The sequence below is a fragment of the Candidatus Paceibacterota bacterium genome (genome assembly GCA_035452965.1).
GTDB lineage: Bacteria > Verrucomicrobiota > Verrucomicrobiia > Limisphaerales > UBA8199 > UBA8199.
Genome location: DAOTCE010000012.1, coordinates 13968 through 39287, shown reverse-complemented (window position 1 = coordinate 39287; position 25320 = coordinate 13968). Strand labels below are relative to the sequence as shown.

Below are 25320 nucleotides of genomic sequence, written 5' to 3'. Positions count from 1 at the left end.
AACCCCGCCGAATGTCGGCCGCTAGGAAAGCGCCTGTATCCTCGGAAAGTAGAGCCAAAGATGGCCAAGGTCGTCGTCCTCGCCAAAGAAGATCTGGCCGTCGCGCCCCGTGACTGCGTCGCCAAAGACGTAGCCGTAGCGGCGGCGCTCCAGGATAGAGACCGCCACGCCAAGGTTGCTGACCGAGCGGGTCGCCGGATTGTAGCAGAACATTTTGGCCATCTCAGGCCCGCAGAAACCGAAGACCCGGCCATCAAAGGTCACCGCCATCGGACCAACCGGCGCGAGCAGCGTGCGGCCCAGCGGCGCACTGAAGCCATGCTGTTCATCCAGCGAGAACAGGTTGCCCTCGCCATCAGCGGTGTAGAGCAGCCCATTGCGAGCGTCTCTGGCCCAGGTAAGCGGCGCGCTTTCCCAAGCGCCCGCGGGCAGCTTCACCGCTTGCCGTTCGAGCTTCCGCACCCCCGAATCATAGCGCCACAGAAAGTTCCCCGTGTCCTTACCGAAGATGCCCCCCTTCGAGCCGAGGGCAACACGGCCCTTGCCGGGCACTTCTCCAATCACCGCTGTCTTGCCTTTCTCCGCATCCGCCGCAAACAGGCTGTGCGTGGTGATGCCGACCACCGACGTCCTGGCACTGTCCGCAACCGCGTGCACGATGCGTTCGCCGTTCATCTTGCCCCAATCATCAATTGAAGGACGGCCGAAACCCCATTCCTGGATCAAGTCGAACGGCAATCCCTGGTAGGACGTGGCAACAATGCGCCCGCCGTCCGGGCCATTGACACAGCTCACGACCTTGGACCTGGCGCAGCACACCGCGGCGCAATGGTCCGCCCCAGCCGGCATCCCCAGGTCAAACACAATGCCCGTCACGCCGTGAAACATCCCGACGAACAGGTGGGTCGCCCGGCCGCTCGTGCCGCCGTAGATCATTCCGTCGCCGGAGGCGTCCAACGCGGTGATATGGCTCTCATCCGCAGGGATGGGAATACTCGCCCCGGGAAAGCACGTGGGAAAGGCCGCCATCATGCCTTCCTTCATGAAAGTGCCGTGCACGATCTCGTCCGTGAGCGCCTTCGCCTCCGGCGAGTTCATATCATACTTGGCCTTCTTCTTGTCACTCATAGTTCACCTCATCCCCACATCCGGATTGGCAGGTGGGCGTTCTTTCTGCGGCGCGAAGCCGGCAGATGGACCTTGAAAACGCCCACGGGCTTGGTGCCCACATTACCGAAGAACAGGTTGCCGTTGTGATCCACCGCGCCGCGGGAGACATACTGCGCAGGCTGAGTCGGATGGCGCAGCACCGCAACCTCCTCCCGCTGCAAGCTGGCCGGGTTCAGGCGCCACACCACACCCTCACGCTCCGGCCCATCGGCGGGCATGGGATTGTAGAGCGGGTCGCGCCAGCGCGAAGCAACGTAGTACAACTGCCCATCCCCGGCGAAAACCAATCCACCGCAGTGGTCTACAAAGGTATCTTTGGGCAGCGTCGGATCACGGTCTTGCGTGGCCGGGCCGAGGTCTTCGACTTTCGGCCAATCGCCCTTGCCCGGCCACATGCGCATGAGACGCGGCTGGGCGATCCACGTCACCGCATAGACGCACTCTCCGTCCGGCGCGGCGGCGACATCGTAGAAGACGCTGTGCCAGCCCGTCTGGAATAGAGGATTGTGCGGCAGCACGAAAGGCGAGCGCTCCAGGCGATCCCGCTGCGGGTCGTAGCGGACCAGATGCCCGTAATCGTCCGTCGTCCACACCCGATGCCGGCGGTCGAGGAACAGCGTCTGGGCGTTGATGGAGCCAATGCGCCCCACGTCGCGCCGGGTGCGGCTTTTCGTGTCGTAGATGATGAAATGGTCCCGGGGATAGCTCAGCGCGTAGAGCAGGTGCCGCTCTTCATCGTGCAATAGACAACGGCAGCCTTCCTTGGGAATCAAGGTATCCCACCACAGCACCTGGTCCTTCTTCGTGTCAAAGGCCAGCAGCGCGCTCCCCCGAAAGCAGCGCTTCGGATCATGCCACGACAGCCAGGGTGAGTAGGCCGGCTGATCAATCGGCGGTCCCGAAAGATGCGTCGCCATGTAGAGGACCCCATCCGTCATGGAGGGCGCAAAACTGTAGTGAATCTTGCATTGGGTGGCGCGGCCGGAGTCGCCCGGGTCATCCACCATTTCATCAAGGGCAAAAAGGTAATCCAGCGCATCGTTCTGCTCGTTGTAGCGGACGACCTTCACCACGCCCCCGGGAACGCTCTCGGCGCAGGCAGCGGCGTAGATGCGCCCATCGGGGCCGACCGACACCGACCAGCAAGTGTCGGCATCGGGATGTCCCGTGAAAGGATACCAGCTTGTCCGGTAGCCGCCTTCGGCAGAATCCTTGCGGTTCTTCGCGCCTGCCAGCACCGGCAGCGTCAACCACGCGGCGGCCGCGCCGGCGCCCGTTTTGAGGAATTCGCGTCGTTTCATTCTCATATGCTTGGCACAGACCAAACCCAACCCGTAAGAGCTAGCGGTTCGGCTCCAGGCTGACGAGTCCAAACTGCTGCGCCCGGATGCCACCCGCACAGCCTATCCCAGGCATCACTGCACGGTAAGGATTCAGCGAAGCCAGACGCGGAAGAAAGTAATTTGCCTGCCATAGCCCGATCCTCGCACTGAAAACCGGGTGGCTTAGTCTGATGTTGCCTGGAACCGGGACACATTCACGACGGGAGTCTCACCGTATCCACACCGTATCCTCACCACATCCACACCGTGGATACAGCCTTGACATCTCTGGACGATTCTCATGTAACCCACTGTCATAAAAGCAGTTACACAAATTTCGGCCCAAAAATGGCCTTTTTCCCTGCCCCAATAGCAGCAAACCACTGTAATTAATGAACTTACGCCAATCTCCTGGCCAACCGGCCCTTCCGGTCCACTTCGGCTTGCAGCGGCAATCGGCAAAAACCGCCAATCAAGGCAGAAGGGTTCCGCCAGGAACCCCGCCTTTGTCGGGAAGCAGCCGCCTCGGCGAAATGGCCCTGCCCTGGATTGCTTTCTGCGCCAAACAAGGATAGGCTGGCATCATGAAGCCGCGTCGCTGTTTCGCTGTCTGGTGCGTTCTTGCACTCTTCGTCGCGGTTTCCGCGCGGGCACAGAGCAGCGAGTTTCGCGGGGTGTGGGTAGACGCTTGGGGTCAGGGCTTCCTGAACGCCAGCCAGGTCACGAAACTCATATCCGATTGCCGGGCCTACAACTTCAACGCCATCGTGGTGCAGATGCGGCGGCGGGGTGACGCGTTCTACACCCCGGGCATTGCCGGCAACGACCCCAAAACCACCGCCATCGCCTCAAACTTCGACGCCCTGCAGGACATCATCAACAAGGCGCACTCCGGTTCGCCGCGCATTCAGGTGCATTGCTGGGTCACGACCCACGTGATCTGGAGCAGCCTGACGCCGCCGCCTCAAGCCGGCCATGTCGTCAACCTGCATCCGGAGTATTTGATGAGAAACTCGACCGGCACGAACTGGAACGGAGAAGGCTACTACCTCGACCCCGGGCATCCCGATGCCACAATGTGGAATTACGTCATGGCCACCAACATCGTCCGCCGTTACGACGTGGACGGGTTCCATTGGGATTACGTCCGCTACCCCACCGCTGACTCCGGCTACAATCCCACGGCGATTGCGCGCTACAACGCCGAATTCGGTCTCACGGGCCAACCTTCCCCGACGAGCCCCCAGTTCTCGGACTGGCGGCGGCGGCAGGTCACGGATTTTCTCCGCTGGGTCAATTCCGATCTGCTCGCGATTCGCCCAAATCTCATTATTTCGTGCGCCGTGTTCGGCAGCCGCTCCGATGCCTACGCCGCCCGTTATCAGGATTGGGCCGGTTGGAACGCCGAGGGCATCCTGGATATCTGCATGCCGATGGGCTACACGGATAACAACTCGGTCTACTTCGTGCCGCGCGTGGACGATGCCTACACGCACCAGGGCGTGCGCCGCGTCTATAATGGCCAGGGCGCCTACCTGAACACCCCCGCCAACACAGTCTGGCAGCTCGATTACATCCGCAACAAACCCCTCCTCGGCTCTGTCCTGTACAGCTACCGCACGCCCAACAGCGGCGCCGTGGACATCCCCGGCACCCTCGCCTATATCCGCGACCATCATCAGCCAACCTGGGTGGATGTGCCGACAATCCCGTGGAAGACCGCGCCGACAAAAGGCATCGTGCGCGGCACCGTAACGCGGCAGGTCGGCGGCACTGCGGTTTACAATGCCAGCCTCTCCATCAACACCACCCCTGTCCGCGCTCAGAAGACCGAACCCCACGGCAAGTTCGCCTTCTTCGAAACCACGCCCGGCACCTACACCATCACGGCAACCGGGCCTGACCTGGGGGTAACGACCACCAACGTCACTGTCACCGCCGGAACGAACCTCGCGGTGAACCTGGCACTGCCCCCCGAATCCACGCCGCCCATCATCACCAGCGTGAGCGCGACGATTCTCTCCGAATCCTCCCTCATGATCAATTGGATGACAGACGAGAATGCGAACAGTGCGGTTGACTATGGGCTGACGGCTTCCTACGGCTCTACGCTCAGCAATGCAACGTTGACGGTCAACCACGCGGTCACTCTGACTGACCTCATCCCGAACACCACGTATCATTACCGCGTTCGTTCCCGCAACATAACCGGGCTGCAAACCAATTCCACTGATCTCACCGCCATGAGCAGTTCCGATGTTATCATCGAAGCTCGCCTGAGCGATGGCAGCTTGAACTCGAACCCGCCCTACTGGGATAACAGCAACTTCGGCGACTCCAGCGTCAAGAGCGCCGCGCCCGGTTTGACGGGCACGGGCTCGCGCTTCGCGGTATCCGGCACCCCTTCCTTCAAGGTCTATCCGACGCTCCCGGTAGCCGGCGGCACTTACGATGTCTACGTCACCCAGGATAACGCCTCGAGCATCTCCGACGACATCATTGTCGCCGTCGGCCAATCCGGCTGCACCGGGTTGCCGGCCACCACCACCGTCTTTCAGCAGCCGGGGGGAGAGACATGGGAATACCTCGGCCGGATGAAGTTAAACGCGGGCGTCACGGTGCCCACGCTCACCTTCACGTATTCGAGCGGCACGCTCAACACCGGCGGCAATGGCCGCATGTATAGCGACGCCACCAAGTACGTTCTGGTTCCGGCACCGGCGATCACCAACCAACCGCAAAGCCAGACCGTCAGCCTGGGTGGCAGCGCGACCTTCACGGTCGGCGCGACCGGCGCCGCGCCGCTCAGTTACCAATGGCGATTCGAAGGCGCCAATCTCCCCGGCGTGACCGCCAGCAGCTACACCCGGACCAGCGTCCAGCCAATCCACGAAGGGGATTATTCCGTCGTCATCACCAACGTTGCCGGCGCCGTCACCAGCCAGATCGCGGTTCTCGTGGTGAACATCCCGCCCTCCATCGGCGTCCCGCCGCAGAGCCAGAACTTGAAGCGGGGGCAGGACGCGACCTTCTTTGTGGCTGCGGGAGGCACCGAGCCGCTGGCCTACCAGTGGCGCTTCGGGGGCGCCGCCATCCCCGGCGCCGACGAGAGCATCTACACCATCGCCAACGCTCAGACCAACGATTCCGGCGCTTACTCGGTCGTCGTCACCAATGTCGCGGGAGCGGTCACCAGCGCCGACGCCATGCTCACGGTGACGCTGCCTCTGCCTTCGCACTTTCAATCCATCACCCTCCTGCCCGACGGCAGCGCCCGGCTGATCCTGACCGGCGAGGCAAGCCTCCCCTGCGCGATTGAAGGTTCGAGCAACCTGTTCGATTGGGTCGAACTGATGAGCCTGATGAACACCAATGGCACGCTTGACGTGTTGGACGAATCGGCCTCAAACTCCAGCCCGCGCTTCTATCGCGCCCGGCAATGAGCCGGCTGGCGCCGGAGCGCGATCCGGCCCGGATCGTCGCATGAGACTGTACCATGACAAGTGTGCTTTCGTTCATCCCGCTGGTGATTGGTCTGCTGGGGGCCTTCGTCGGCCTCGCAGGCGCGGTGCTGGCAGCCATCGGCCTGCGTAGAGCCCGCGCGGCCCGGTCCGGCGCGGAAGCTCAGACCGCAAAGCCTCCGGTATTGTCTGACGCAGTCCCGCCCACTGCCGGATCAAACCGCGTTTGGACTCTCTTCCTGAGATGCCTCCTCGCGCTCGGCTTGGGAGTGCTGGCAGCGGGATTGCTCGGCGCATGGAGCACGAAACCTTCCCTCGGCTACCAGAGAGGGCCTGTGGCAGAATGGAGCGACGGGCACGCGCCAGAGCTGGAGCCGCTGATCCGGAAACATTGTGCTTCGTTTATAAGCAGGGGCAAGAGCATCGGCTTGGCCGCTGCGGTTGTCACACCCAGCGGCGCGACGATAATGACATTTGGCCGCCCGTCCTTGTCCGCTGACGCGAGAACCAGTGCCGATACCTTGTTCGAACTCGGCTCCATCACCAAGACCTTCACTGGCCTCACCCTGGCCAGGCAGATTGAACATGGGAACGTGCGGCTGGACCAGCCGATCCGGGAGCTGTTGCCTCCGGGAGCGGACCTCCCCGAAGAGGCGCGCGAGGTCACGCTGCGACACCTCACTTCGCACTCGTCGGGATTCCCCCGCATGCCCGACGACTGGTCGCCGGTGAGCAGCCTTGGGATGCTCGTCTTTGGCAGCGACCCCTACGCCGGCTACCGCGCGGCGGATCTGTTGGCCGACGTGCGCTCCGTCAGGCTGCAATCGGCGCCGGGCACCAAGGCCTGTTACTCCAACTTCGGAATGGCCCTGCTGGGCTACTTGCTTGCCACAAACGCAAGCTCCAGGTACGAGACGCTGGTCAAACGCGAAGTCTGCCTGCCGCTCGGCCTGGGTGACACGACGGTGACCCTCAACAGCGTCCAGGCGCAGCGCTCCGCCCAGGGCTACCGGGCCGTGTTGCGCCTCGGACCGATCATCCTGGCCCTCCGTTCGGCGCCCTGGTTTGCGGGAAATGACCTGGGCGGTGCCGGCGCGCTGCGCTCCACCGCCACGGACATGCTGAAGTACCTCCAGGCCAACATGCACCCGGAAGGCCAGCCACTGGAACATGCCATTCAGGAATCTCACCGCGTCCTGTTCGAGGAGGATGCGCGCACCGCCTTCGGGATGAACTGGATTCACCTCCAAAGCCAGCGGCTGGGGCGAACCATCATCTGGCACAACGGCGGCACCGGCGGTTTCCGCAGCTTCATCGGCTTCACGGCAGACCGCCGCCTGGGAGTGGTGCTGCTCTCCAATAGCGGCGAAGACGTGGACGATCTGGCGGTGAACCTCCTGCGCGATCTGGACAAGCCACCTGGCCGTCAAGATCGTCCCGCCAAACAAACGCCCGCGCCCTTGCGGGCCGGCCTGACGGCACGGGATCAGAGTTGACGCCGCGGCGCCGGGGAATTACACCCGAGCCATGGAATGCCGAAAATCGAGTAATGCGCGGTTCTGCAACTGCACGTATCCGGGTTGCGAGAAGCACGGTGTCTGCTGCGAATGCCTGCAATACCACCTGGGCATGCGGCAACTCCCCGCTTGCTGCTTCCCCGCGGAGGTCGAGCGCACTTACGATCGCAGCTTCGAGCGCTTCGCCGCCATGGTGACCGCTGGCCAGGTCTAGGCGCAGCCGCCTCACGCTTCCGATTCAGCCAGCACAACCGGTACAGGTTTGACCCGGGCGCGTTCTTCCCGCAAGTTAGACCTATGGCAAACACGTTCGGGCATCTGTTCCGCATCACAACCTGGGGGGAGTCGCACGGCGGCGGGGTCGGCGTGGTGGTAGATGGCTGCCCGCCCCGGCTGCCGTTGACGGTGGACGACATCCAGCCTGATCTCGACCGCCGCCGGCCCGGCCAATCGCCCATTGTCTCGCAGCGCAAGGAATCCGACACCATCCAGATCCTCTCGGGCATCTTTGAAGGCAAGACGCTGGGCACACCGATTTGCCTCTGGGTCAAGAACCAGGATTCCCGGCCCGAAGCCTACACAGAGATGGCCACCAAATACCGCCCGTCGCACGCCGATTACACTTACCAGGCGAAATACGGCATCCGGGCCTGGCCCGGCGGCGGGCGCACCAGCGCGCGCGAGACCGTCGGGCGCGTGGCGGCCGGAGCCATTGCCAGGAAGATCTTGCTCCAGCGCTACGGCGTGAAAGTCCTGGCCTACGTGAAGCAAGTTCAGCGCGTCATCGCCGAGGTGGACCCGGAAAAGGTCAGGGTGAAAGACATTGAATCGAACTTGGTTCGCTGCCCGGACAAGGTGGCAGCGGGACGCATGCTCCAGCTGATTGAGAAGATGCGCCATGCCGGCGACAGCGTTGGAGGCGTCGTCGAGGGCGTGGCGCGCGGGGTTCCGCCCGGCTGGGGCGAGCCGGTATTTGATCGGCTGGAGGCGGATCTGGCCAAGGCCATGCTGAGCCTGCCGGCGTCCAAGGGATTCGACTTCGGCTCCGGCTTCGACGGCGTTCTGCTCACGGGCACGCAGCACAACGATCCGTTTCGCGCGAAGGGGGGCAAGGTCTATACCACTTCCAACCGCTCCGGCGGCATTCAGGGCGGCATCTCGAACGGCCAGACCATCTACTTCCGCGTCGCGTTCAAACCCGTCGCCACCGTGATGCGCGAGCAAGAGACGGTGGACCTCCAGCACCATAACACCACCCTCAAAGCCCGGGGCCGGCACGACCCTTGCGTGCTGCCGCGCGCGGTGCCGATCATCGAGGCGATGACGGCTCTGGTGCTTGTGGACCACGCGCTGCGGCACACGGCCCAGTGCAAGTAGGCGTCACATCCCGAACCACCACTGGACCAGGCGTTTGCCGCCGAAAATCCAAAGCGCGGCGGCCAGCGCAATGTAGGGGCCGTAAGGCAAGCGCGAGGACCATTCACGCCGGCGCAGCAGAATCAGGGTCACGCCGACCACGGAACCGATCATCGAGCTGAGCATCAGGGAGAAGAGCACCGCCTTCCAGCCGAGGAACGCGCCAATGGCAGCCATAAATTTCACGTCGCCCAGCCCCATGGCCTCGCGGGGCAGGACGATCTCCGTGCAAACCGCCTCCAGGTGCGGCACATCTTCCGGGTTCAAATCCTCCTCCCCAACACGCAATTTGTCGGGAGTCAGCCGGACTTGCACATCCCGATAGCCGCGGTCCACAAGCTCCAGCGTACGCGCGTGGAAAGCGATTACGTCCGACCGGCGATAGAAGAGCTCGTCGTAAGGAATATCCCTGTCCGGCAGGTGGACCGCGGTTTCGCTGAATATGATCTTAGTGTTGGCCGGCAGCTCCACTTTCTGGCGGCCGAACAGGAGCTTTCCCGCGCGCAGGATCAGATAAATGATCCCCGCCCCGACCGCGATGCCCAGCAGGCTTTGCCGCAGGCCGCCGGACGGTGACGGCTGCCCGTGCAGGGACGGAAGAAAAAATGAACACGCAAAACCGGCCACCATACCGCCGATGGTGATCTCGTCAGGGATGATGAAGTGCTCGAAGTCAATGAACGTGGCGGCGATAAGGCCGGCCAGAAAAAGCGCATACACCAATGCCAGCCACGCGGACTGGCCCCCGAACGCCAGCCAGCAGTTTAGAAAGACCAGCGCCGTCAGCAGTTCCACCAGAAAATAGCGAATGGATATTGGCGCGCCGCAGTTCCGGCATTTCCCGCGCAGATACAGCCAGGTCACCAGCGGGATGTTGAGATACCATGGGATGGAGTACTTGCAGTGCGGACAATGGGACGGCGGCGTAATAATGCTCTGCTCCAGGGGCAGCCGATAGATGCACACATTGAGGAAACTGCCGACCATTGAGCCGAACACGAAGAACACCCCCGACCAGAAATGGAAGGGCACAGCGGCCCAATTCTGCGGATCAAACGGTGCGTAAAGCATGCGAGATCGCTCAGCCGTAAACGTTCTTCTTCAGTGCCCCGCGCATAATCTCCAGGGGTGCCGCCCGGCCAGTCCAAAGCTCCAACGCCGCGGCGCCTTGATACAACAACATGCCCAGGCCGTTGGCGACACGGCAGCCCGCCGCTTTGGCCGCCCGGAGCAAGGCGCTCTCAGCCGGCCGGTAAACCATGTCATAGACCGCACCCGCCTGCTGGAGGGAGAACTGCCCTTCATCGAACGGCACCGGATCGGCCGGCCTCAGCCCGAGTGACGTGGCGTTCAACACCAGATCCACCGGCCCGCGCGGGTAGCCCAGCGTCACCATTACCCCTGAATGCCTTCCGCCGATCTCCCCGGCGACTGCCTCTGCCTTACTCGCGGTGCGGTTGACCAAATAGAGCTCCGCGACTCGTTCGGCGGCGAGCTTCAGTGCCGCGGTCCGCCCTGCCCCGCCGGCGCCCAACAACAGGACCTTGGCCCCAGGCAGCTCCAACCCCAGGTCTTCACGCAGCGCGCGGGCAATTGCATCGGCATCGGTGTTGAATCCATGCGACCGGGTTATCCGGGGGAGGCCCCCGAACTCACCCAGCGGCCGCCATGCGCCGCGTTCATCACGACCCTCGAAACGAATGGTGTTCACCGCGCCCCAGCGCCGGGCCGAGTCATCCAGCAAATCCACCATGTCCACCGCCAGCAGTTTGTGCGGCACCGTGAGATTGAGCCCGATGAAGTTCATCCTCTGCGCGCCCTGGATGGCGGCGTGCAAATCATCCGAATGCACTTCAAACGCGAGGTAACGCCAGTTGAGCCCGAGCGCCGCCAGGCCGGCATTGTGCATTGCCGGTGACGCGGAATGCTTAACGGGCAGGCCGTACACCGCGCAATAGCGCGTGCTGGCATCAATCGGTTGTGTGAACGGCCCGGACATCCGCTGGTTATAGGCAAGCTCGGACCAAGTTCAAAGGCCAAAGTTCGCATGACACCCACGTTCTGAATCCTGACTAACCCCGATGGATACAGCTAAGAGTCGTTTACGAACGGCGGCTTGCCCGTTCCTGTGCGGAGCCTTACGTTGTCGCTCAGGCGCTTTAAACATGTCCAGTGAACTGCAAACCATCGTGAATTCCCTCGGCCTGGAAAAGTGCCGGCGCCACATCTTCCTGTGTGCCGACCAGACCGAGCCAAAGTGCGCATCCAGGGACGACGGACTGGAATCCTGGGAATACTTGAAGCAACGACTGAAGGAACTGCACCTCGCGGGAGCGGAGCCGCTGGTGTACAGGAGCAAAGTCAACTGCCTGCGCGTCTGCACACGCGGGCCCATCGCCGTCGTTTATCCCGAGGGAGTCTGGTACCACTCGTGCACGCCTGCGGTGCTGGAGCGGATCATCCAGGAGCACCTGGTGAACGGGAAAGTCGTGGAGGAATATTGCTTCGCGAGAAACCCGCCGCCATCAGCCCATTAGCTTGTCGGCTTTGGCCGCCAGCACAAAGTCACTTTCGGTCAGGCCGTTGATCTTGTGCGTCCAAATCGTGATCTTCACCTTGCCCCAGGCAAGGTAGATGTCGGGATGGTGTCCCTGGGCTTCCGCCAGCTCGCCAACCTTGTTGGTGAAAGCAAGGGCCTCAACGAAGTTCTTGAACTGGTATTCCTTTTCGAGGTGATGTTCCCCCACTACCTGCCAGCCGCCACCCAGTTCCCGGGAGAGCCGAGCCAGCGGGTCACCCTTTAACGGCGGGACTCCCCCCTGGCAGGGCTGGCATTGTTTCTCAGCTAAGGCGCTCATGGGCTACTGTGCATTTCCCGCTATCCATCACACCGAGTATTCTAGCACACCACTTCCCTGTCTGCGCACCAATTCACCGGCCACGAATTCAGCCCGCTTGTAAGGGAATGCCTTACAGAACAAATCGCGTTTTGCCTGACTTGTCGCCAACCGGGGTGCCGGCCTATAAAAAATCCGGCTCAGGTAGTGTGGAGCCGCCAAGTATGATTCACGATATTTTGCCGGCGGATGTAGAGTTCGCCAGAGGCCTAATGAAGGCGAGTCAATCCGATGCGGAGATTGTGGCCGCCCTGGCTTCGCGCGGGATCGAGCCAGGCAGAGCCGCAACTCTGGTGGATGACCTGCGTCATGGCCACACGCCGACCTTTCAACTGCCTTTCGGCCCGGATACGGCTCCCCACCACGGAACGAGCCAGCCCCGCGCCTCCGCCGGCCCTGTGCCACAACCTCTGCGTGCGCCCCAAGTCCGGTCTCACCGGAGAACACACAAGCACCCTCCCGTGCAATGGGAACTTGTGCTGGTGGTGCTCATTTTCATTGCAGCGCTCGGCTATGCACTGTTTGGATCAGGAGAGGACGCTTCTCAGGAGACGATTGATCAGACTAAGCCTGATATATCGTTCCCGGCCCGCAGATAAGCGCAACCGCCCCAGCGGCGCACCTGGCTAATGCGCCTTGGCCTCGATGAAGGCCAATTGCCGCAAGAGGCTTTCCCGCACAGCGCGCTCAATGCCGATGGCGAATGGCGCCGGCGTGCTCTCCCGCCCCAGGTTGGAATCGAGGACCTCGTAGCCGCCTTCCGGCAACATTGACTCCGTGGGCAAATATGTTCTCGCTTCCTGGGTGTACCCCCAGGTCACGAGGTTCCGCGGCGCGAGCCACTGAGACATCTTCGCCCGCCACTCGATGCACGGCTCCCCACCGGAATGCACGATCCACTGATTGTCGCCCAGCCGAATCAGGCCCAATGGCCACGCGTCACCGCGCGCAAAGCCTTCGTCCGAGTCGTAGCGTTTGAGCCAGTAATCGGCTACCGCCAGGCGGTACGCGTTGGTTGCGACAAGCGCATCGGCCCGCATTTTCTCGTAACGCTCGCGTGGTGGCGGCTTGTCCCGCCGCAGGAACGGCCGGTCGCCGGCCCCCGCAAGGTCCAGGGAAAGACCTTCGCCGGGCGACTTGAGAACCGTCAGCACCGCACCGGACAACGCCCGCCCGGCCCGCTCCAGGTCGTCTGGCTTCGCTTTGCGAAACCGGCGCTGGTCCAGGTCCGCCAGGATGCGCGGACGGATGTCACCGGCAAAGCCCTGCACGAATTGCGCGTGCGCCTTAGGCCCCAGCGCCTCGCGCAGAAACCTGCGGGCCGCGCCCGGAAAGTCAGCCGATATGGCCGCATAGTCAAAGCCGTACGCGATCACCGCATGGCATGCGCAGGAAAACACCACCGCCGGCGCCCCGCCACGTTCGGGCGTGAGCTTCATCACCCAGACCCGGTCGTCAAACGGGCCTTTGGAATTAGGGTGCATCCCGCGTTGACCCTGCCGGTTCTGGCCGCGGCGGTTGATGCCAATGTCAGTGTGCCCATGGTACACCTCCACCCGCACCGGTTGCATGGTTTGGCCTGCCGCGTGCGCCGCAGCGATCAACTTCTCTTCGAGCGCCTTGAAGTAATCCGTCTCCACCTTTGGCGCCGGTCCGACCCCGGCCATCAGGCTGCGCAGCATATGGGGCCCGCTATGCGTGTGCGATGCATTCAGGACCACAAGGTTCCAGTCCACTCCCAGCTCCTGCACCATGCGCGTGCGGATGCGATCGCTCAAGTCATGCGGCAGCCCGATCAGGTCCAGCGAGGCCAGCACAAATCCGTCTCCGTTGCCGTCCCGCAAGCACAGCACCTGTGCGAACAGCGGATCGAGCACCTTGTTGGCTGTGGTCTCTGCTCCTCCTCGTCCGCCCAGGGCGATGCCCAGCGGCGGCGTGATTTCGACCTCGGCCCAACCGGCGACAGCCTGGGCTTTGCCCGGTTCGAACGGCTGGGACAGGCAGAGCCCCTGGAACCAGACCGTGATTGCCAGCACGAACAGAGTTCTCCGACCGGCCGATCCAAGTTTCATGACGGCCAGTTTTCCAAACTCCCGGCCTCATAGGCAATTAGATTCGGGAGCGGCACATTGCGATAGACATCGCTCGTTGCGGGCGGTATCTATTCGCGCGCTGGAAGGAGCCGAATGGCTAGCCTGTTAATAGACGTTGCCGATTTTTGTGACCGGGTGATAGAGCTCAACCTGGGCGTCAATCGCTTTGGGCGCGGCCCCGAGAGTGCATTCCAAATTGAGCACCCCACAATTTCCGCCACGCATTGCACGCTCGTCTTGGCCGATCACGGGTTGACCAAGCCGGCCAACCGGTGGGCCTAGTTCGGCAGCCCCGTGATTGCCCCGATGTCAGCCCGAGTATGGTGCCTTTTCGCACTCGGAACACATTTGCTCTGCCCGGCACAGGACACTCTGCCGGGAACCCGGCCGCTCATGCTGCAGGGCGACCTCTCCGCCCAAATGGTCGCCGGCATTGACCGGTACTTCCTGCGCGAGACCGAACAGTCACCTGCCGGACGGCAGCAGTTTTGGCAGCGCGACTTCTCCTCCAGTCAGGCCTACGACACCTCCGTCCAGCCCAACCGCGAGCGATTGCGCAAGATGATCGGCGCCGTTGACGCGCGCCTGCCGGTGAAGGCGCTCGACACCCTCCGAAACACCCGAAATCCGTCCATGGTTGGTGAGTCATACTCCTTCACTGTCGAGGCGGTGCGCTGGCCTGTCTTTGAAGGGGTGTTTGGCGAAGGCCTCTTCCTCTATCCCACCAACCAACCGCGCATCAGCGTCGTGGCGATTCCGGACGCCGATCAGACGCCGGAAATGCTGGTCGGGCTTGCCCCCGGGCTCGCGCCTGAACATCAGTTCGCGCGCCGGCTGGCAGAGCATGGGTGCCAGGTCCTGGTGCCGGTGCTGGTAGATCGGCAGGACACTTGGTCTGGCAACCCCGAAATCAATCGCCAGACCAACCTGCCCCACCGCGAGTGGATTTATCGCCAGGCCTACCCGCTGGGCCGGCATATTGTTGGCTATGAAGTGCAGAAGGTTCTGGCCGCTGTGGAGTATTTTGCAGGCAAAGGCCAGCAAGGTGAAGGCAATGCCCGGAAGATTGGCGTCGCCGGTTATGGGGAGGGCGGCCTGATTGCCTTCTATGCCGCTGCGCTGGATCCGCGAATTGAGGCCGCCCTGGTAAGCGGCTTCTTCGACTCCCGCCAAAGGCTTTGGGAGGAGCCGATTTACCGGAACCTGTTTGGGCTGCTCCGAGAGTTCGGCGATGCGGAAGTCGCCAGCCTCATCGCGCCGCGCGCCCTGGTGGTCGAACACAGCGAGGCGCCCAAAGTCAAAGGCCCTCCCAAGCCACGCGCGGGCCGGACGGGGGCCGCGCCCGGGAAGATCACGACGCCGGATTATGCGACAGTGGAGGCCGAGTTTGAGCGGGCGCGAACACTGCTCAAAGGCGGCGATCCGAAGGTTCTCGACCGCTTTAGCCTTATCACCGGCACCGAAGGCATGACCACCGGGCCGGGCTCTGACCGCGCCCTCCTCGCCCTCCTCAACGCATTGGGTGATTCAGCGAAACGACTCACGCGCGCCAGTAAATCACCAACGCATCTGCGCGCGCCCGTGGACCTCGCGACGCGGCAGCAGCGGCAAGTTAAGCAACTGCAGGAACACACTCAGAAACTGCTGCGCGAGTCGGAGCGCGTGCGTGCGGCGTTCTTTTGGAACCGCCTGGAGGCGGCCACAGCGCGCGACTGGGAGGCCGCGTGCGCGCCATTAAAGCAGATCCTTTGGGATGACATCACTGGCCGCTTGCCACCCCCTGCTCTCCCGGCCAACCCGCGTACCCGCCGTTTTGAACCGGCCACTGCCGATTCTGGCGGTATCACACCCAGGGGGTGGGCGGCCTACGATGTAGTCCTCGACGTCTATCCGGACGTTTTTGCCTGGGGCATCCTGCTCCTGCCCGGGAACCTCTGGCCGGGCGAACGCCGACCCGTGGTCGTATGCCAACACGGCTTGGAGGGACTGCCCGCAGACGTGATCACCGAAGATTCAAAGAACCCCGCGTTCGGCTGCTACAAAGGCTTCGCGGCGCGGCTGGCCGACCGTGGCTTCATCGTCTTTGCGCCCCACAATCCCTACCGGGGCGGAGACACGTTCCGCCAGCTGCAGCGCAAAGCCAACCCGCTCAAAGCATCCCTCTTCTCTGTTATCATCGCCCAGCACAATCGTATCCTTGACTGGCTGGGCATGCTGCCGTTCGTGGACGCCAAGCGCATTGCCTTCTACGGCCTCTCGTACGGCGGCAACTCGTCCATGCGCGTGCCGTCGGTACTGGACGGCTACGCCCTTTCTATCTCCTCGGGCAGCTTTAACGATTGGACCCGCAAGAATGTATCGCTGGAGGTCTCGACCAGTTACATGTTCCACGGCGAATACGAAATGCCCGACTTCAACCTCGGTGGAACCTTCGGCCATGCGGAGATGGCCGCCTTGATCGTTCCCCGGCCGTTTATGGTTGAGCGCGGGCACAACGACCCGGTCGGCCTGGACAAGTGGGTCGCGGACGAGTATGCCAAGGTGCGCCGGCTTTATGACCGCTTGGACGTCGGCAACCACACTGCGATCGAGTTCTTCGACGGCGGCCACACCATCAACGGCGTGGGCACCTTTGACTTCCTCCACCAGCAACTGAAATGGCCGGAGCCTTAAGGCCGCGGCTCATCCTTCGCGATCGGCACGCTGGACCCTCTCCGTATACTAACCCTATCCTCACCGGCTCCACACCGTGGATACAGCCTTGACATCTTCTCAGCGGCTTAATGGATTGCAGGGGTGCAAGGATGTCTTTGAGCTTTGCATCCGAGCGGCTTTGGCGTAGATATTCCTTCCCGCAGTTGCGGGCATGGTTATGAAACCCGAAGTCGAAATATACGATACAACCCTGCGCGATGGCAGTCAGGGTGAAGGCATCAACTTTTCGGTGATGGACAAGCTGCGCATCGCCGAGAAGCTCGATGCGTTCGGTGTTCATTACATCGAGGGTGGCTGGCCGGGGTCCAACCCCAAGGACATCGAGTTTTTTGCCGAGGCCCGGCGCCGGAAGTTCAAGCACACCCGCCTGGCCGCTTTCGGCTCCACCCGCCGCAAGGGCGTTGCCGTTGAGAGCGATGACCAGGTGCGGTTGCTCCTGGAAGCGGAGACACCTGTAGTCACGATCTTCGGCAAGACCTGGCTGCTCCACGTTAAGGAAGTCCTGCGCACCACGCCCGAAGAAAACCTGGCGATGATCGCCGACACGGTGCGCTTCCTGAAGGACCATGGCAAATTTGTCGTTTACGACGCTGAACACGCCTTGGACGGCTACAAGGACGATCCCGAATACGCCCTGGCAACCTGGCAGTCGGCCGAAAAGGCGGGAGCGGACATTGTCGTTCTGTGCGACACCAATGGCGGGTCTTTGTCACGCGAGGCGGCAGCCATCGCGGCCGCGGCGCGGGGCAAATTGACAACGCGCCTGGGCATCCACACCCACGACGATATTGGTCTCGGGGTGGCCAACGCGCTGGCGGCAATCGAGGCGGGCGCGACTCATGTGCAAGGCACGATAAACGGCTATGGCGAGCGCACCGGCAACTGCAATCTTACCAGCGTCATCCCCAATATCGCCTTCAAGATGAAGAAGCTCTGTGTGCCGGAAGCCTCCCTGGCGCAGTTGCGCGAGGTTTCCCAATTTGTGGATGAGATCGCCAATTTCCGCCACAACCCGCGCCAGCCGTGGGTGGGCCAGACTGCTTTCGCCCACAAAGGAGGCATGCACGTCAACGCGGTGCAAAAGGTGGTGCGGAGCTTCGAACACATTGACCCGGCGCTGGTGGGCAACCTGCGGCGCGTGCTGGTAAGCGACCTGGCCGGCAAAAGTAACATCGTCATGAAGGCGCAAGAGCTGGGCTTCCGCGTGACCAACGAGACGCCGGAACTCAAGCCCATCCTGGCGCGCATCAAGGATCTGGAGCACGAGGGCTATGAATTCGAGGCCGCCGAAGCCTCGCTGGCACTGCTGATTAGCCGGGAATTGGAAAAGCGAAAACTCCCCTTCGCCGTGGACGGCTACCATGTCTCCATGCGGCGCGACGGGCCGAATTCGATCTGCGAGGCCACCGTTAAAGTGCGGGTCGGTGCGGAGGCTGGCCACACGGTGGCCGAAGGGGATGGCCCGGTTAACGCGCTGGACAGGGCGTTACGCGCCGCGCTGGTTAAATTCTACCCGCGCCTGCAACAAGTGGTGCTGACCGACTACAAGGTGCGCATCCTGGAATCCTCCACCGGCACCGGCGCCCGAACGCGCGTGCTCATCCAATCCACCGACGGCAAGAACGAATGGGGCACCGTCGGGGTCAACGACAACATCATCGAGGCCAGCCTTCAAGCGCTCGTGGACAGCCTGGAATACGCGTTGATGCGCAAGTGATTCTGCCATGCCTGAAATCCCCAAGGCCTACGAACCGCAAGCAGTTGAGGAGAAGTGGTATGAATTCTGGCTGAACCACAACTGGTTCGCCGCCAACCCGGCGTCGGCCAAGCCGGCGTATTCGATCGTCATCCCGCCGCCAAATGTCACCGGCATGCTCCACATGGGGCATGTGCTCAACAACACCATCCAGGACATCCTCGCCCGCAAGGCCCGCATGGACGGCAAGGAAGTGCTGTGGCTGCCCGGCACCGACCACGCCGGCATTGCCACACAGGCGGTGGTGGAGAAAACCCTCCGCAAGCAGGGCGTGATGAAGCACCGCGATGACTTGGGTCGCGACAAGTTCCTGGAGCATGTCTGGGCGTGGAAGGAGAAGCACGGCGGCATCATCATTCAGCAACTCAAGAAGCTGGGTTGCTCGTGCGATTGGTCCCGCGAACGCTTCACCATGGACTCGGCTTACTCGCGCTGCGTGCAGAAAGTCTTCGTTGAGCTTTATAAGAAAGGACTCATCTATCGCGGCACCCGCATGGTCAATTGGGACCCTGCCGCCCGCACGGCTCTCTCCGACGAAGAAGTGGAGATGATCGAGGAGAAAGGCCACCTTTGGCACTTGAAATACCCGCTCCTCGACGACCAGGGCCAGCCCGAGGCCCGCGAATTCCTCGTCGTCGCCACCACCCGCCCCGAGACGATGCTTGGCGACGAAGCGGTGGCCGTTAACCCGAATGACCCGCGCTACCAGAAGATCGTCGGCCGCAAGTGCCTGCTTCCCTTACAGAACAAGCCCATCCCCGTTATTGCGGATGAGTTGGTAGACCCCAAATTCGGTACCGGCTGCGTTAAGGTGACGCCCGCCCATGACAAAGCGGACTACGAGATCGGCCTGCGGCACAAACTGCCATTTACGATCGTTATCGGCCCGGATGGCAAGATGACCAAGACGGCTGGCAAAGACTTCGACGACATGGACCGCACGAAAGCGCGCCAGATCGTTGTCGAGAAACTGACCGAGCAGGGCCTGCTGCTGAAGGTCGAGGATTACGTCCACAATGTTGGCTACAGCCAGCGCAGCGAGGTCCCCATCGAGCCTTACCTGAGCGAGCAGTGGTTCCTGAAGTATCCCAGCGTGGAGCCGGCGACCGCTTGCGTGGAATCCGCTGACGAGGCAGGGCGTGGTGTCCCCACCGCGCCGACGGGTAGTGCCGAGGCGCGGCGGCCCGCTGAGGAGAGCGGGAGCCACCCACGGATGCGCTTTCATCCCGACCGCTGGGTAAAAACCTACTCTTACTGGATGCAGAACCTCCGTGACTGGTGCATCAGCCGGCAGCTTTGGTGGGGACACCGCGTGCCGGTATGGTACAGGAAATCCGAAGGCCGAGGGTCGAGTATCGAAGGCGCGGAGAACATTCACTGCGCGTTAGAGGCACCAGTTGATACCGAGAACTGGGAGCAAGATCCTGACGTCCTCGACACCTGGTTCAGCTCCTGGCTCTGGCCCTTCGCCACGATGGGCTGGCCGGAGCAGACCGACACGTTGAAGAAGTTCTACCCCACCACCGACCTGGTCACGGGGCCGGACATCATCTTTTTCTGGGTGGCGCGGATGATCATGGCCGGTTACGAGTTCATGGGGGACCTACCCTTCCGCAACGTCTATTTCACCGGCATCATCCGTGACAAGCTGGGCCGCAAGATGAGCAAGAGCCTGGGCAACTCGCCCGACCCGCTGAAACTCATCGCCAAGTACGGTGCCGACGCGCTGCGCTTCGGCACCATGCGCAGCGCGCCGCTTGGCCAGGATGTGCTCTTCGACGAGAAGGACGTCGAGCTGGGCCGCAACTTCTGCAATAAGCTTTGGAACGCCTGCCGCTTCCGCCAAATGCAGGGCGGCGAGCCGCAAGGCGAAATTGACCCCCGCCTGCTGACCAGTGACGACAAGTGGATCCTGCTCAAGCTCGACCAGGCCATCCGGGAGATCACCACCGCCTTCGCGGAATACCGCTTTAATGAGGCAACGCAGACCCTCTACCGCTTCTTCTGGAGCGAATACTGCGACTGGTATGTGGAGGCCAGCAAAGCCGTCCTCTCCACGCAAAACGCGGCCCGCACCACGGACCAGGACCCCCACCGCGCCAACACCCTCGCAGTCATTGACTTCATCCTCTCCCACACCCTGCGCCTGTTCCATCCCTTCCTGCCGTTCATCACCGAAGAGCTGTGGCAGGGGATGGCTTACCACGAGGACATGCCGGAGGACCAGGGCGGCCAGACCATAATGTTCGCCCCGTGGCCCAAGCCGCTGGAAGAGGATTTCCGCAGCCACTACGGCTTGGACAGCGCCACCCTCGACTTCGTCAACCAAAAGTACGACCTGGTCACTCAGGGCCGCAACTTGCGCCGTGAAGGCAACATTCCCGCGAGCAAGAAGGTTAAGTTTGTATTCAAGCCCGCCAACCAGCTCTCGCCGCGCGACGCGGAAGTGCTGAAGCTGCTGCTCAATGCCGAGGCGTTGGAGCTCGACGCCCATCATCAGCCGAAGCAAGGCACGCCGACCGTCCACTCCGACCTTGGCGAGCTTTACCTGCCGCTCGAAGGGCTAATTGACGTGGTTGCCGAGAAGACCCGCTTGGCCAAGGAGCTGGAAAAGAGCGAGAGCGAAATGGCCAAGGTCAGCCAGAAACTCAGCAATCCGAACTTCACCTCCAAAGCGCCGCCCAAGGTGCTGCAGGAACACCAGCAGCGCCTGACGGAGTGGCAGACCAAGCGTGACCGAGTCCGGAAGGCGCTGGAGTCGTTGTAGAGTTCCTTATCCTGACCCAATGAACCTGCAACAAGCACAGAGCACAGCCATTCGGGCAGCCAAAGCCGTCGGCGCGACCCTGCGTCGCGAATTGAACTCGATAAAACGTACCCAGGCGGTCACGCAACACGACATCAAGCTGGAACTGGACGTGCAGAGCCAGAAGCTGATCGAGAAGACCCTTAGCCGGGCCTTTCCTCAGGTCGCGCTGCTTGGCGAGGAGGGCGATACCGGGCGGGCTGACGCCAAGTACCGCTGGGTAGTCGACCCGATTGATGGCACGGTCAATTTCACCTACGGGATCCCGCACGCATGCGTGTCCATAGCGCTCCAACAGCGCGCCACGTCCCCCGGAGCCGCCTCCTACGAGGACGGCTACCAAACCCTGCTCGGGGTGGTTTACGAACCCTTTTGCGATGAGCTGTGGACCGCGATACGCAGCCAGGCCGCGCGGCTCAACGGCAGGACCATCCAAGTCAGCCGACGCCCGAAGCTGGCCGAGGCGGTTGTGTCCCTCGGATTCACCAAGTCGCGTGAAAGCCTCGACGCCATGTTGCCGTATTTCAACAGACTGGTCCACCGAGTGCGGAAGATTCGCATGATGGGTTCCGCGGCGCTGGGACTGACTTACGTGGCGTGCGGCCGGTTCGACGCCTACCTCGAATGCGAGATCAGCCTGTGGGACATCGCGGCGGGCGGGCTCATCATCGAGTCGGCCGGCGGCGAGTTTTGGCACCGGCCCATTCCCGGCAGGCACAAGTATTACGTAATTGCCAGCAACGGGCTGCTACGCCGAAGCCTGCGGGTCCCGCGCTGATTCACCCCCGCCAGCGCCCCGCGCGAATTCCTGCCGCTCGAGTTCCTTCATTCGTTCGACCTTGGGCGCAGAACGGCCACCCTCGAACCGAGAATGGATCCAGGCGGAGATAATCGTCTTGGCCAACTCCGGCCCGACAACGCGGGCGCCAAGGGTGAGCACCTGGGCGGCATTGCTCTTGCAGAGACGTTCGGCGGAGTAGACATCGTGGCAGGTTCCTGCAAAGACCCCTTCAACCTTGTTAGCGACCATCGCCATACCTAAACCGGTCCCGCAAACCAGAATGCCGCGGTCAAACTCCTTTGCCGCGACGCGCTTGGCCAGGTTGTAGCCGATATCGGGATAATCGGCCTTGCGCCGCACCACCAGATTCAGATCCACCGCGTCAATCCCCAGGTCCAGCAAGTGCTGCAGGATCGCCTGCTTTAGCGGCAAGCCCGCGTCATCACAATCAAACGCTACTCGCATATAGTCTCATCCTCTACAGCGCGAATGTATCTTTCCGCGCCTGGTTCGTGCCTTCCAGGTTCAGCCCGCCGGTGCTCAGGACAGCCGGTGCGGCTCGCTTGCTTCAGCCGCGTAGCCGTGAGCTTTGGCCGGCCATGCCATGGCAAACAGCACTGTCCCCACTACCGCAACACCAATCAACCCCGTGAACCCCGCATCCCAACCATGCCGGTCGACCAGCCAGCCCAAGCCCCAGCCCGACAAGACCGTACTGGCATAACCGAAAAGGCCCGTCAAGCCCACAGCCGAGGCCGAGGCGTGTTTGGTGGCGAGCTTGGCGGCAGCGATGCCGATAAGGCATTGCGGCCCATAGATGAAGAACCCCGCGGTACATAGCAGCGCGGTGTTCCAGAACAGGGATTGGCCGGCGAGCTTCCAGAAGCCCAGCACGGAGACAACGGTCAATACCATAAAGATGAGACCAACCCGCATTGCGCGCCCACCGAAGAAGCGGTCGGTCAACCAGCCGCTGACCATCGCGCCAACCACCCCGGCGGCTTCGAAGGCGGCGACCATCCAGCCGGCGCTGCCGATGCTGAGGTGCTTGGCTTGCGTGAGCAGCGTTGGCCCCCAGTCGAGCATGCCATAGCGGAGGGTATAGACAAAGAAGTTCGCGATCGAGACGAGCCAAATGTACTTGTTGCGAAAGACGGAGCGGAACAGGAAAGCCCTGAAGTCGGCCCCGGTGTTCCGTTCCGACAATTCGGTGCGGGTCCCTTCCACCTCCGGCAGTCCAACAGACGCAGGCGTGTCGGGGAGGGTCAGCCACAGATAAAGGGCGCAAACTAGAGCAATGCCCGCCGGGACGAGGAAGCAAGCTCGCCAGGAAATCGGGGCCAGCAAGGAGCCGCACAACACCAGAATCAGCCCGGCACCGATGGAGTGGGAGGTGTTCCAAATGGAGAACTTGGTGGCGAAGTCCCTTGGCGGGAACCAATGAGTCATCAACCGCGCGCAGGGCGGGAAGCCCATGCCCTGGAACAAGCCGTTGAGCATCCAGAGGATTCCAAAGGTCACCACGGCAGAACTGAGGCCGAAGCAGATGTTCACCAGCGCCGAAACAGCCAGCCCGACGACCATGAAGGCGCGCGCGTTGCAGCGGTCGCCGAAGAAGCCGTTAGCGAACTTGGAAACGCCATAGAGAACCCCGTGCAGGGTGAGAAACAGGCCAAGGCCGGACTTCGAGATGCCGAGGTCGCGCTCCAGCAGCGGCATGGCGATGCTGAGATTCTTCCGGACGAAGTAGAAGACCGCGTAGCCGATGATGGTCGAGACCAGCACGCGCCGCTGCCAAAGACGGTAGCTGGCGCGAATGGCCGTCGGATCAGCAAGAGGGACGGTGGCTGGCGCCGGCTCGAAAAACCGTAACCACTTGGGGAAACGCGGGCGGAGGGATGAGGCCAGGCCTCTTTCGTCCGCGCCCACGCCAGCCGGGGGGGCGGGAGGTGGCAGACCGGGCGCTTGCCGCGGCGGGATTATGACTCGCCTTTGGTTGAGGTGCGCGCAGAAGCCGAAGTCGGCCACAGACCTGCCGGGCCGAAAATCTCATCCAGGCAGGTGTCCAGGAGCCTCGTACGGACGGCCAGGTCGAGAACTGTATAGCGGCGCCGAATGCAGGACGCCTGCCAGTAGGTCTGCCGCAAGCGTTCCCGAGTGATGCCGATCTGTTCAGGTTCAGTTGGAGCCCCGACGTCCTGCAGCATTTGGCGCAGGGTAGCAAGCGGCAGCAGTTGGGCTCCAAGTCGCTCACGCAGCTTGTGCCAGGCTGCCTTCAGCAGCCGCAACTGCTCGCCCAGTTGCGCTGCACTGCAATACTTGGCGCGCATCTCGCGCTCGCCCAACTCGGCCACGGCACCTCCGCCCAGCAGATCTCGGGCGCGTGCAACCCACGCTTCCTCATCCGGCCACGCCGCACAGCACTGCGCTACGTCCAGTTTCTCCAACTCCTTCACCAGCAGGCGTTCATACAGCGCCGTCGTGGCAAGTGTGCCTATCCCGACCTTAAACCCGTGGGAGGGGACATGGCCATCGTGGGTGTGGTGCTGCATGTCCCACATGTGGCTGAACATATGTTCCGCGCCCGAGGCAACCCGGCTTGACCTGGCCGCCTGCATGGCGAAACCACCCATCATCAAGCCCTCGACCAACCTGCCGATTGCTCCCGGATGGCGGCGGCGCACACCCACCGGGTCCGCCACCAGTTCCCGCAGCCGCCCTTGCACAATCGCCCAGGGCTGCGGCAGAATCGGATCAATGCCCAACGCATCGGCCAGAATCCAATCCGCACCCGCGGGAACCTTGGCCAGGAGATCCGCATATCCCCACGAGTTCATATCACCCGGCGCGGCGCAAATCACTTCCAGGTCCGCCAACACTGCCGCCGGCGCCGGGCACTCAAACGTCTGCTTCGAACCCTGGTAAGTAATCGAAGCCCCGTATGCGGTATAGCCGTCCATCGAGGCGGCTGTGCCAACGCACATATAGAGGCGCCCCGTGCGATGGGATGCAAGCTTGGTCAGATCGTTGATCGTGCCAGACCCCACCGCAACCGGAATCGCCGTGTGGCCGCGCAGCGCTTGCTCCAGGTCCGTCACAAACTGGTGTTCGGCATGGAGATCGGGAGCGCGAAAGATGAAAGGGTCCCGAACCGCATGCCCTGCCGCACGGAAGGCCTCATCCACCGCCCGCCCCGCCGCGCGATACGTATTCACGTCCGCCACCACCACCGCCGGCCGTTTGCCAAACTGCTGATTGAAAACGCGCGCCGCAGCGCTCTTGACCCCCGCGCCAATCTCCAGGCAGCGCGTATCACGCGCGGCATTCAGCGCCTCGGCCAGGGAGAGAGTCTTATTTGCTTCTTTCATATACGATAGATGATTAGC

The 25320-nt window shown here is 62.4% G+C and carries 18 protein-coding genes; 9 read left to right on the top strand and 9 right to left on the bottom strand.

Annotation, left to right across the window (positions count from 1 at the left end; translation table 11 throughout):
• Positions 1-21: 21 nt before the first annotated feature.
• Together P5205_11410 and P5205_11405 are read right to left on the bottom strand one after the other, a co-directional pair.
• Entirely contained in the window at positions 22-1128 is a 1107-nt protein-coding gene (locus P5205_11410) for a hypothetical protein (GenBank protein ID HSA10965.1), read from the bottom strand.
• 8 nt (positions 1129-1136) lie between these two features.
• Positions 1137-2471: a twin-arginine translocation signal domain-containing protein gene (locus tag P5205_11405; GenBank protein HSA10964.1), complete on the bottom strand. Its 1335-nt coding sequence runs from the start codon at positions 2469-2471 to the stop codon at positions 1137-1139.
• 605 nt (positions 2472-3076) lie between these two features.
• On the opposite strand from P5205_11405, the gene P5205_11400 reads away from it, so the two are divergent.
• The 4 genes from P5205_11400 to aroC all read left to right on the top strand — a co-directional run bounded on the left by P5205_11400 (position 3077) and on the right by aroC (position 8847).
• Positions 3077-5935 carry a family 10 glycosylhydrolase gene (locus P5205_11400; protein ID HSA10963.1) on the top strand — a complete coding sequence of 953 codons (2859 nt, stop codon included), beginning with the start codon at positions 3077-3079 and terminating at the stop codon, positions 5933-5935.
• A gap of 53 nt (positions 5936-5988) precedes the next feature.
• Positions 5989-7449, top strand: coding sequence for a serine hydrolase domain-containing protein (locus tag P5205_11395; GenBank protein ID HSA10962.1), 1461 nt, complete (start codon positions 5989-5991; stop codon positions 7447-7449).
• Between the two features lie 31 nt (positions 7450-7480).
• Complete coding sequence (locus P5205_11390) at positions 7481-7684, top strand: DUF6485 family protein (protein HSA10961.1); 204 nt, start codon at positions 7481-7483, stop codon at positions 7682-7684.
• 83 nt (positions 7685-7767) lie between these two features.
• Positions 7768-8847: a chorismate synthase gene (aroC, locus tag P5205_11385; GenBank protein HSA10960.1), complete on the top strand. Its 1080-nt coding sequence runs from the start codon at positions 7768-7770 to the stop codon at positions 8845-8847.
• 3 nt (positions 8848-8850) lie between these two features.
• Here the strand turns inward: aroC and P5205_11380 are convergent, their stop codons facing one another.
• On the bottom strand, positions 8851-9957 hold the full coding sequence (locus P5205_11380) for a prepilin peptidase (GenBank protein ID HSA10959.1): 1107 nt from the start codon (positions 9955-9957) through the stop codon (positions 8851-8853).
• Between the two features lie 10 nt (positions 9958-9967).
• Entirely contained in the window at positions 9968-10885 is a 918-nt protein-coding gene (locus tag P5205_11375; GenBank protein ID HSA10958.1) for a shikimate dehydrogenase, read from the bottom strand.
• Positions 10886-11051: 166 nt separating this feature from the next.
• On the opposite strand from P5205_11375, the gene P5205_11370 reads away from it, so the two are divergent.
• The gene (locus P5205_11370) at positions 11052-11423 is read left to right on the top strand and encodes a (2Fe-2S) ferredoxin domain-containing protein (GenBank protein HSA10957.1); all 372 of its coding nucleotides are present in this window, start codon (positions 11052-11054) and stop codon (positions 11421-11423) included.
• Here the strand turns inward: P5205_11370 and P5205_11365 are convergent.
• Both P5205_11365 and P5205_11360 read right to left on the bottom strand, forming a co-directional pair.
• Complete coding sequence (locus P5205_11365; GenBank protein HSA10956.1) at positions 11412-11744, bottom strand: 4a-hydroxytetrahydrobiopterin dehydratase; 333 nt, start codon at positions 11742-11744, stop codon at positions 11412-11414. The genes P5205_11370 and P5205_11365 overlap by 12 nt on opposite strands.
• A 665-nt stretch (positions 11745-12409) precedes the next feature.
• Entirely contained in the window at positions 12410-13855 is a 1446-nt protein-coding gene (locus tag P5205_11360; protein ID HSA10955.1) for a hypothetical protein, read from the bottom strand.
• Between the two features lie 327 nt (positions 13856-14182).
• Here P5205_11360 and P5205_11355 point away from each other — a divergent pair, with 327 nt between their 5' ends.
• The 4 genes from P5205_11355 (at position 14183) to P5205_11340 (ending at position 21931) form a co-directional block, all read left to right on the top strand.
• Positions 14183-16549, top strand: coding sequence for a dienelactone hydrolase family protein (locus P5205_11355; protein ID HSA10954.1), 2367 nt, complete (start codon positions 14183-14185; stop codon positions 16547-16549).
• A gap of 193 nt (positions 16550-16742) precedes the next feature.
• A complete protein-coding gene (gene cimA, locus P5205_11350; protein ID HSA10953.1) occupies positions 16743-18308 on the top strand; it encodes a citramalate synthase in 1566 nt (521 codons plus the stop codon).
• 7 nt (positions 18309-18315) lie between these two features.
• Positions 18316-21114 (top strand): valine--tRNA ligase, encoded by a 2799-nt coding sequence (locus P5205_11345; protein HSA10952.1) that lies wholly within the window; start codon positions 18316-18318, stop codon positions 21112-21114.
• A 19-nt stretch (positions 21115-21133) separates the two neighbouring features.
• A complete protein-coding gene (locus tag P5205_11340; protein ID HSA10951.1) occupies positions 21134-21931 on the top strand; it encodes an inositol monophosphatase family protein in 798 nt (265 codons plus the stop codon).
• Here the strand turns inward: P5205_11340 and P5205_11335 are convergent.
• The 3 genes from P5205_11335 to P5205_11325 form a co-directional block, all read right to left on the bottom strand.
• Entirely contained in the window at positions 21902-22399 is a 498-nt protein-coding gene (locus P5205_11335; GenBank protein ID HSA10950.1) for an RpiB/LacA/LacB family sugar-phosphate isomerase, read from the bottom strand. The two genes, P5205_11340 and P5205_11335, sit on opposite strands and share 30 nt — an antisense overlap.
• Before the next feature lie 75 nt (positions 22400-22474).
• Positions 22475-23962 (bottom strand): MFS transporter, encoded by a 1488-nt coding sequence (locus tag P5205_11330; protein ID HSA10949.1) that lies wholly within the window; start codon positions 23960-23962, stop codon positions 22475-22477.
• The gene (locus tag P5205_11325) at positions 23914-25302 is read right to left on the bottom strand and encodes a sn-glycerol-1-phosphate dehydrogenase (protein ID HSA10948.1); all 1389 of its coding nucleotides are present in this window, start codon (positions 25300-25302) and stop codon (positions 23914-23916) included. The genes P5205_11330 and P5205_11325 overlap by 49 nt, the downstream gene beginning before the upstream one ends.
• Between the last annotated feature and the right edge of the window lie 18 nt (positions 25303-25320).

What these genes read in the sequence shown, in the direction of transcription:
- P5205_11410 (HSA10965.1), bottom strand. Translation starts at nt 1,128, where the DNA reads ATGAGTGACAAGAAGAAGGCCAAGTATGATATGAACTCGCCGGAGGCG.
- P5205_11405 (HSA10964.1), bottom strand. Translation starts at nt 2,471, where the DNA reads ATGAAACGACGCGAATTCCTCAAAACGGGCGCCGGCGCGGCCGCCGCG.
- P5205_11400 (HSA10963.1), top strand. Translation starts at nt 3,077, where the DNA reads ATGAAGCCGCGTCGCTGTTTCGCTGTCTGGTGCGTTCTTGCACTCTTC.
- P5205_11395 (HSA10962.1), top strand. Translation starts at nt 5,989, where the DNA reads ATGACAAGTGTGCTTTCGTTCATCCCGCTGGTGATTGGTCTGCTGGGG.
- P5205_11390 (HSA10961.1), top strand. Translation starts at nt 7,481, where the DNA reads ATGGAATGCCGAAAATCGAGTAATGCGCGGTTCTGCAACTGCACGTAT.
- aroC (HSA10960.1), top strand. Translation starts at nt 7,768, where the DNA reads ATGGCAAACACGTTCGGGCATCTGTTCCGCATCACAACCTGGGGGGAG.
- P5205_11380 (HSA10959.1), bottom strand. Translation starts at nt 9,957, where the DNA reads ATGCTTTACGCACCGTTTGATCCGCAGAATTGGGCCGCTGTGCCCTTC.
- P5205_11375 (HSA10958.1), bottom strand. Translation starts at nt 10,885, where the DNA reads ATGTCCGGGCCGTTCACACAACCGATTGATGCCAGCACGCGCTATTGC.
- P5205_11370 (HSA10957.1), top strand. Translation starts at nt 11,052, where the DNA reads ATGTCCAGTGAACTGCAAACCATCGTGAATTCCCTCGGCCTGGAAAAG.
- P5205_11365 (HSA10956.1), bottom strand. Translation starts at nt 11,744, where the DNA reads ATGAGCGCCTTAGCTGAGAAACAATGCCAGCCCTGCCAGGGGGGAGTC.
- P5205_11360 (HSA10955.1), bottom strand. Translation starts at nt 13,855, where the DNA reads ATGAAACTTGGATCGGCCGGTCGGAGAACTCTGTTCGTGCTGGCAATC.
- P5205_11355 (HSA10954.1), top strand. Translation starts at nt 14,183, where the DNA reads ATGTCAGCCCGAGTATGGTGCCTTTTCGCACTCGGAACACATTTGCTC.
- cimA (HSA10953.1), top strand. Translation starts at nt 16,743, where the DNA reads ATGGTTATGAAACCCGAAGTCGAAATATACGATACAACCCTGCGCGAT.
- P5205_11345 (HSA10952.1), top strand. Translation starts at nt 18,316, where the DNA reads ATGCCTGAAATCCCCAAGGCCTACGAACCGCAAGCAGTTGAGGAGAAG.
- P5205_11340 (HSA10951.1), top strand. Translation starts at nt 21,134, where the DNA reads ATGAACCTGCAACAAGCACAGAGCACAGCCATTCGGGCAGCCAAAGCC.
- P5205_11335 (HSA10950.1), bottom strand. Translation starts at nt 22,399, where the DNA reads ATGCGAGTAGCGTTTGATTGTGATGACGCGGGCTTGCCGCTAAAGCAG.
- P5205_11325 (HSA10948.1), bottom strand. Translation starts at nt 25,302, where the DNA reads ATGAAAGAAGCAAATAAGACTCTCTCCCTGGCCGAGGCGCTGAATGCC.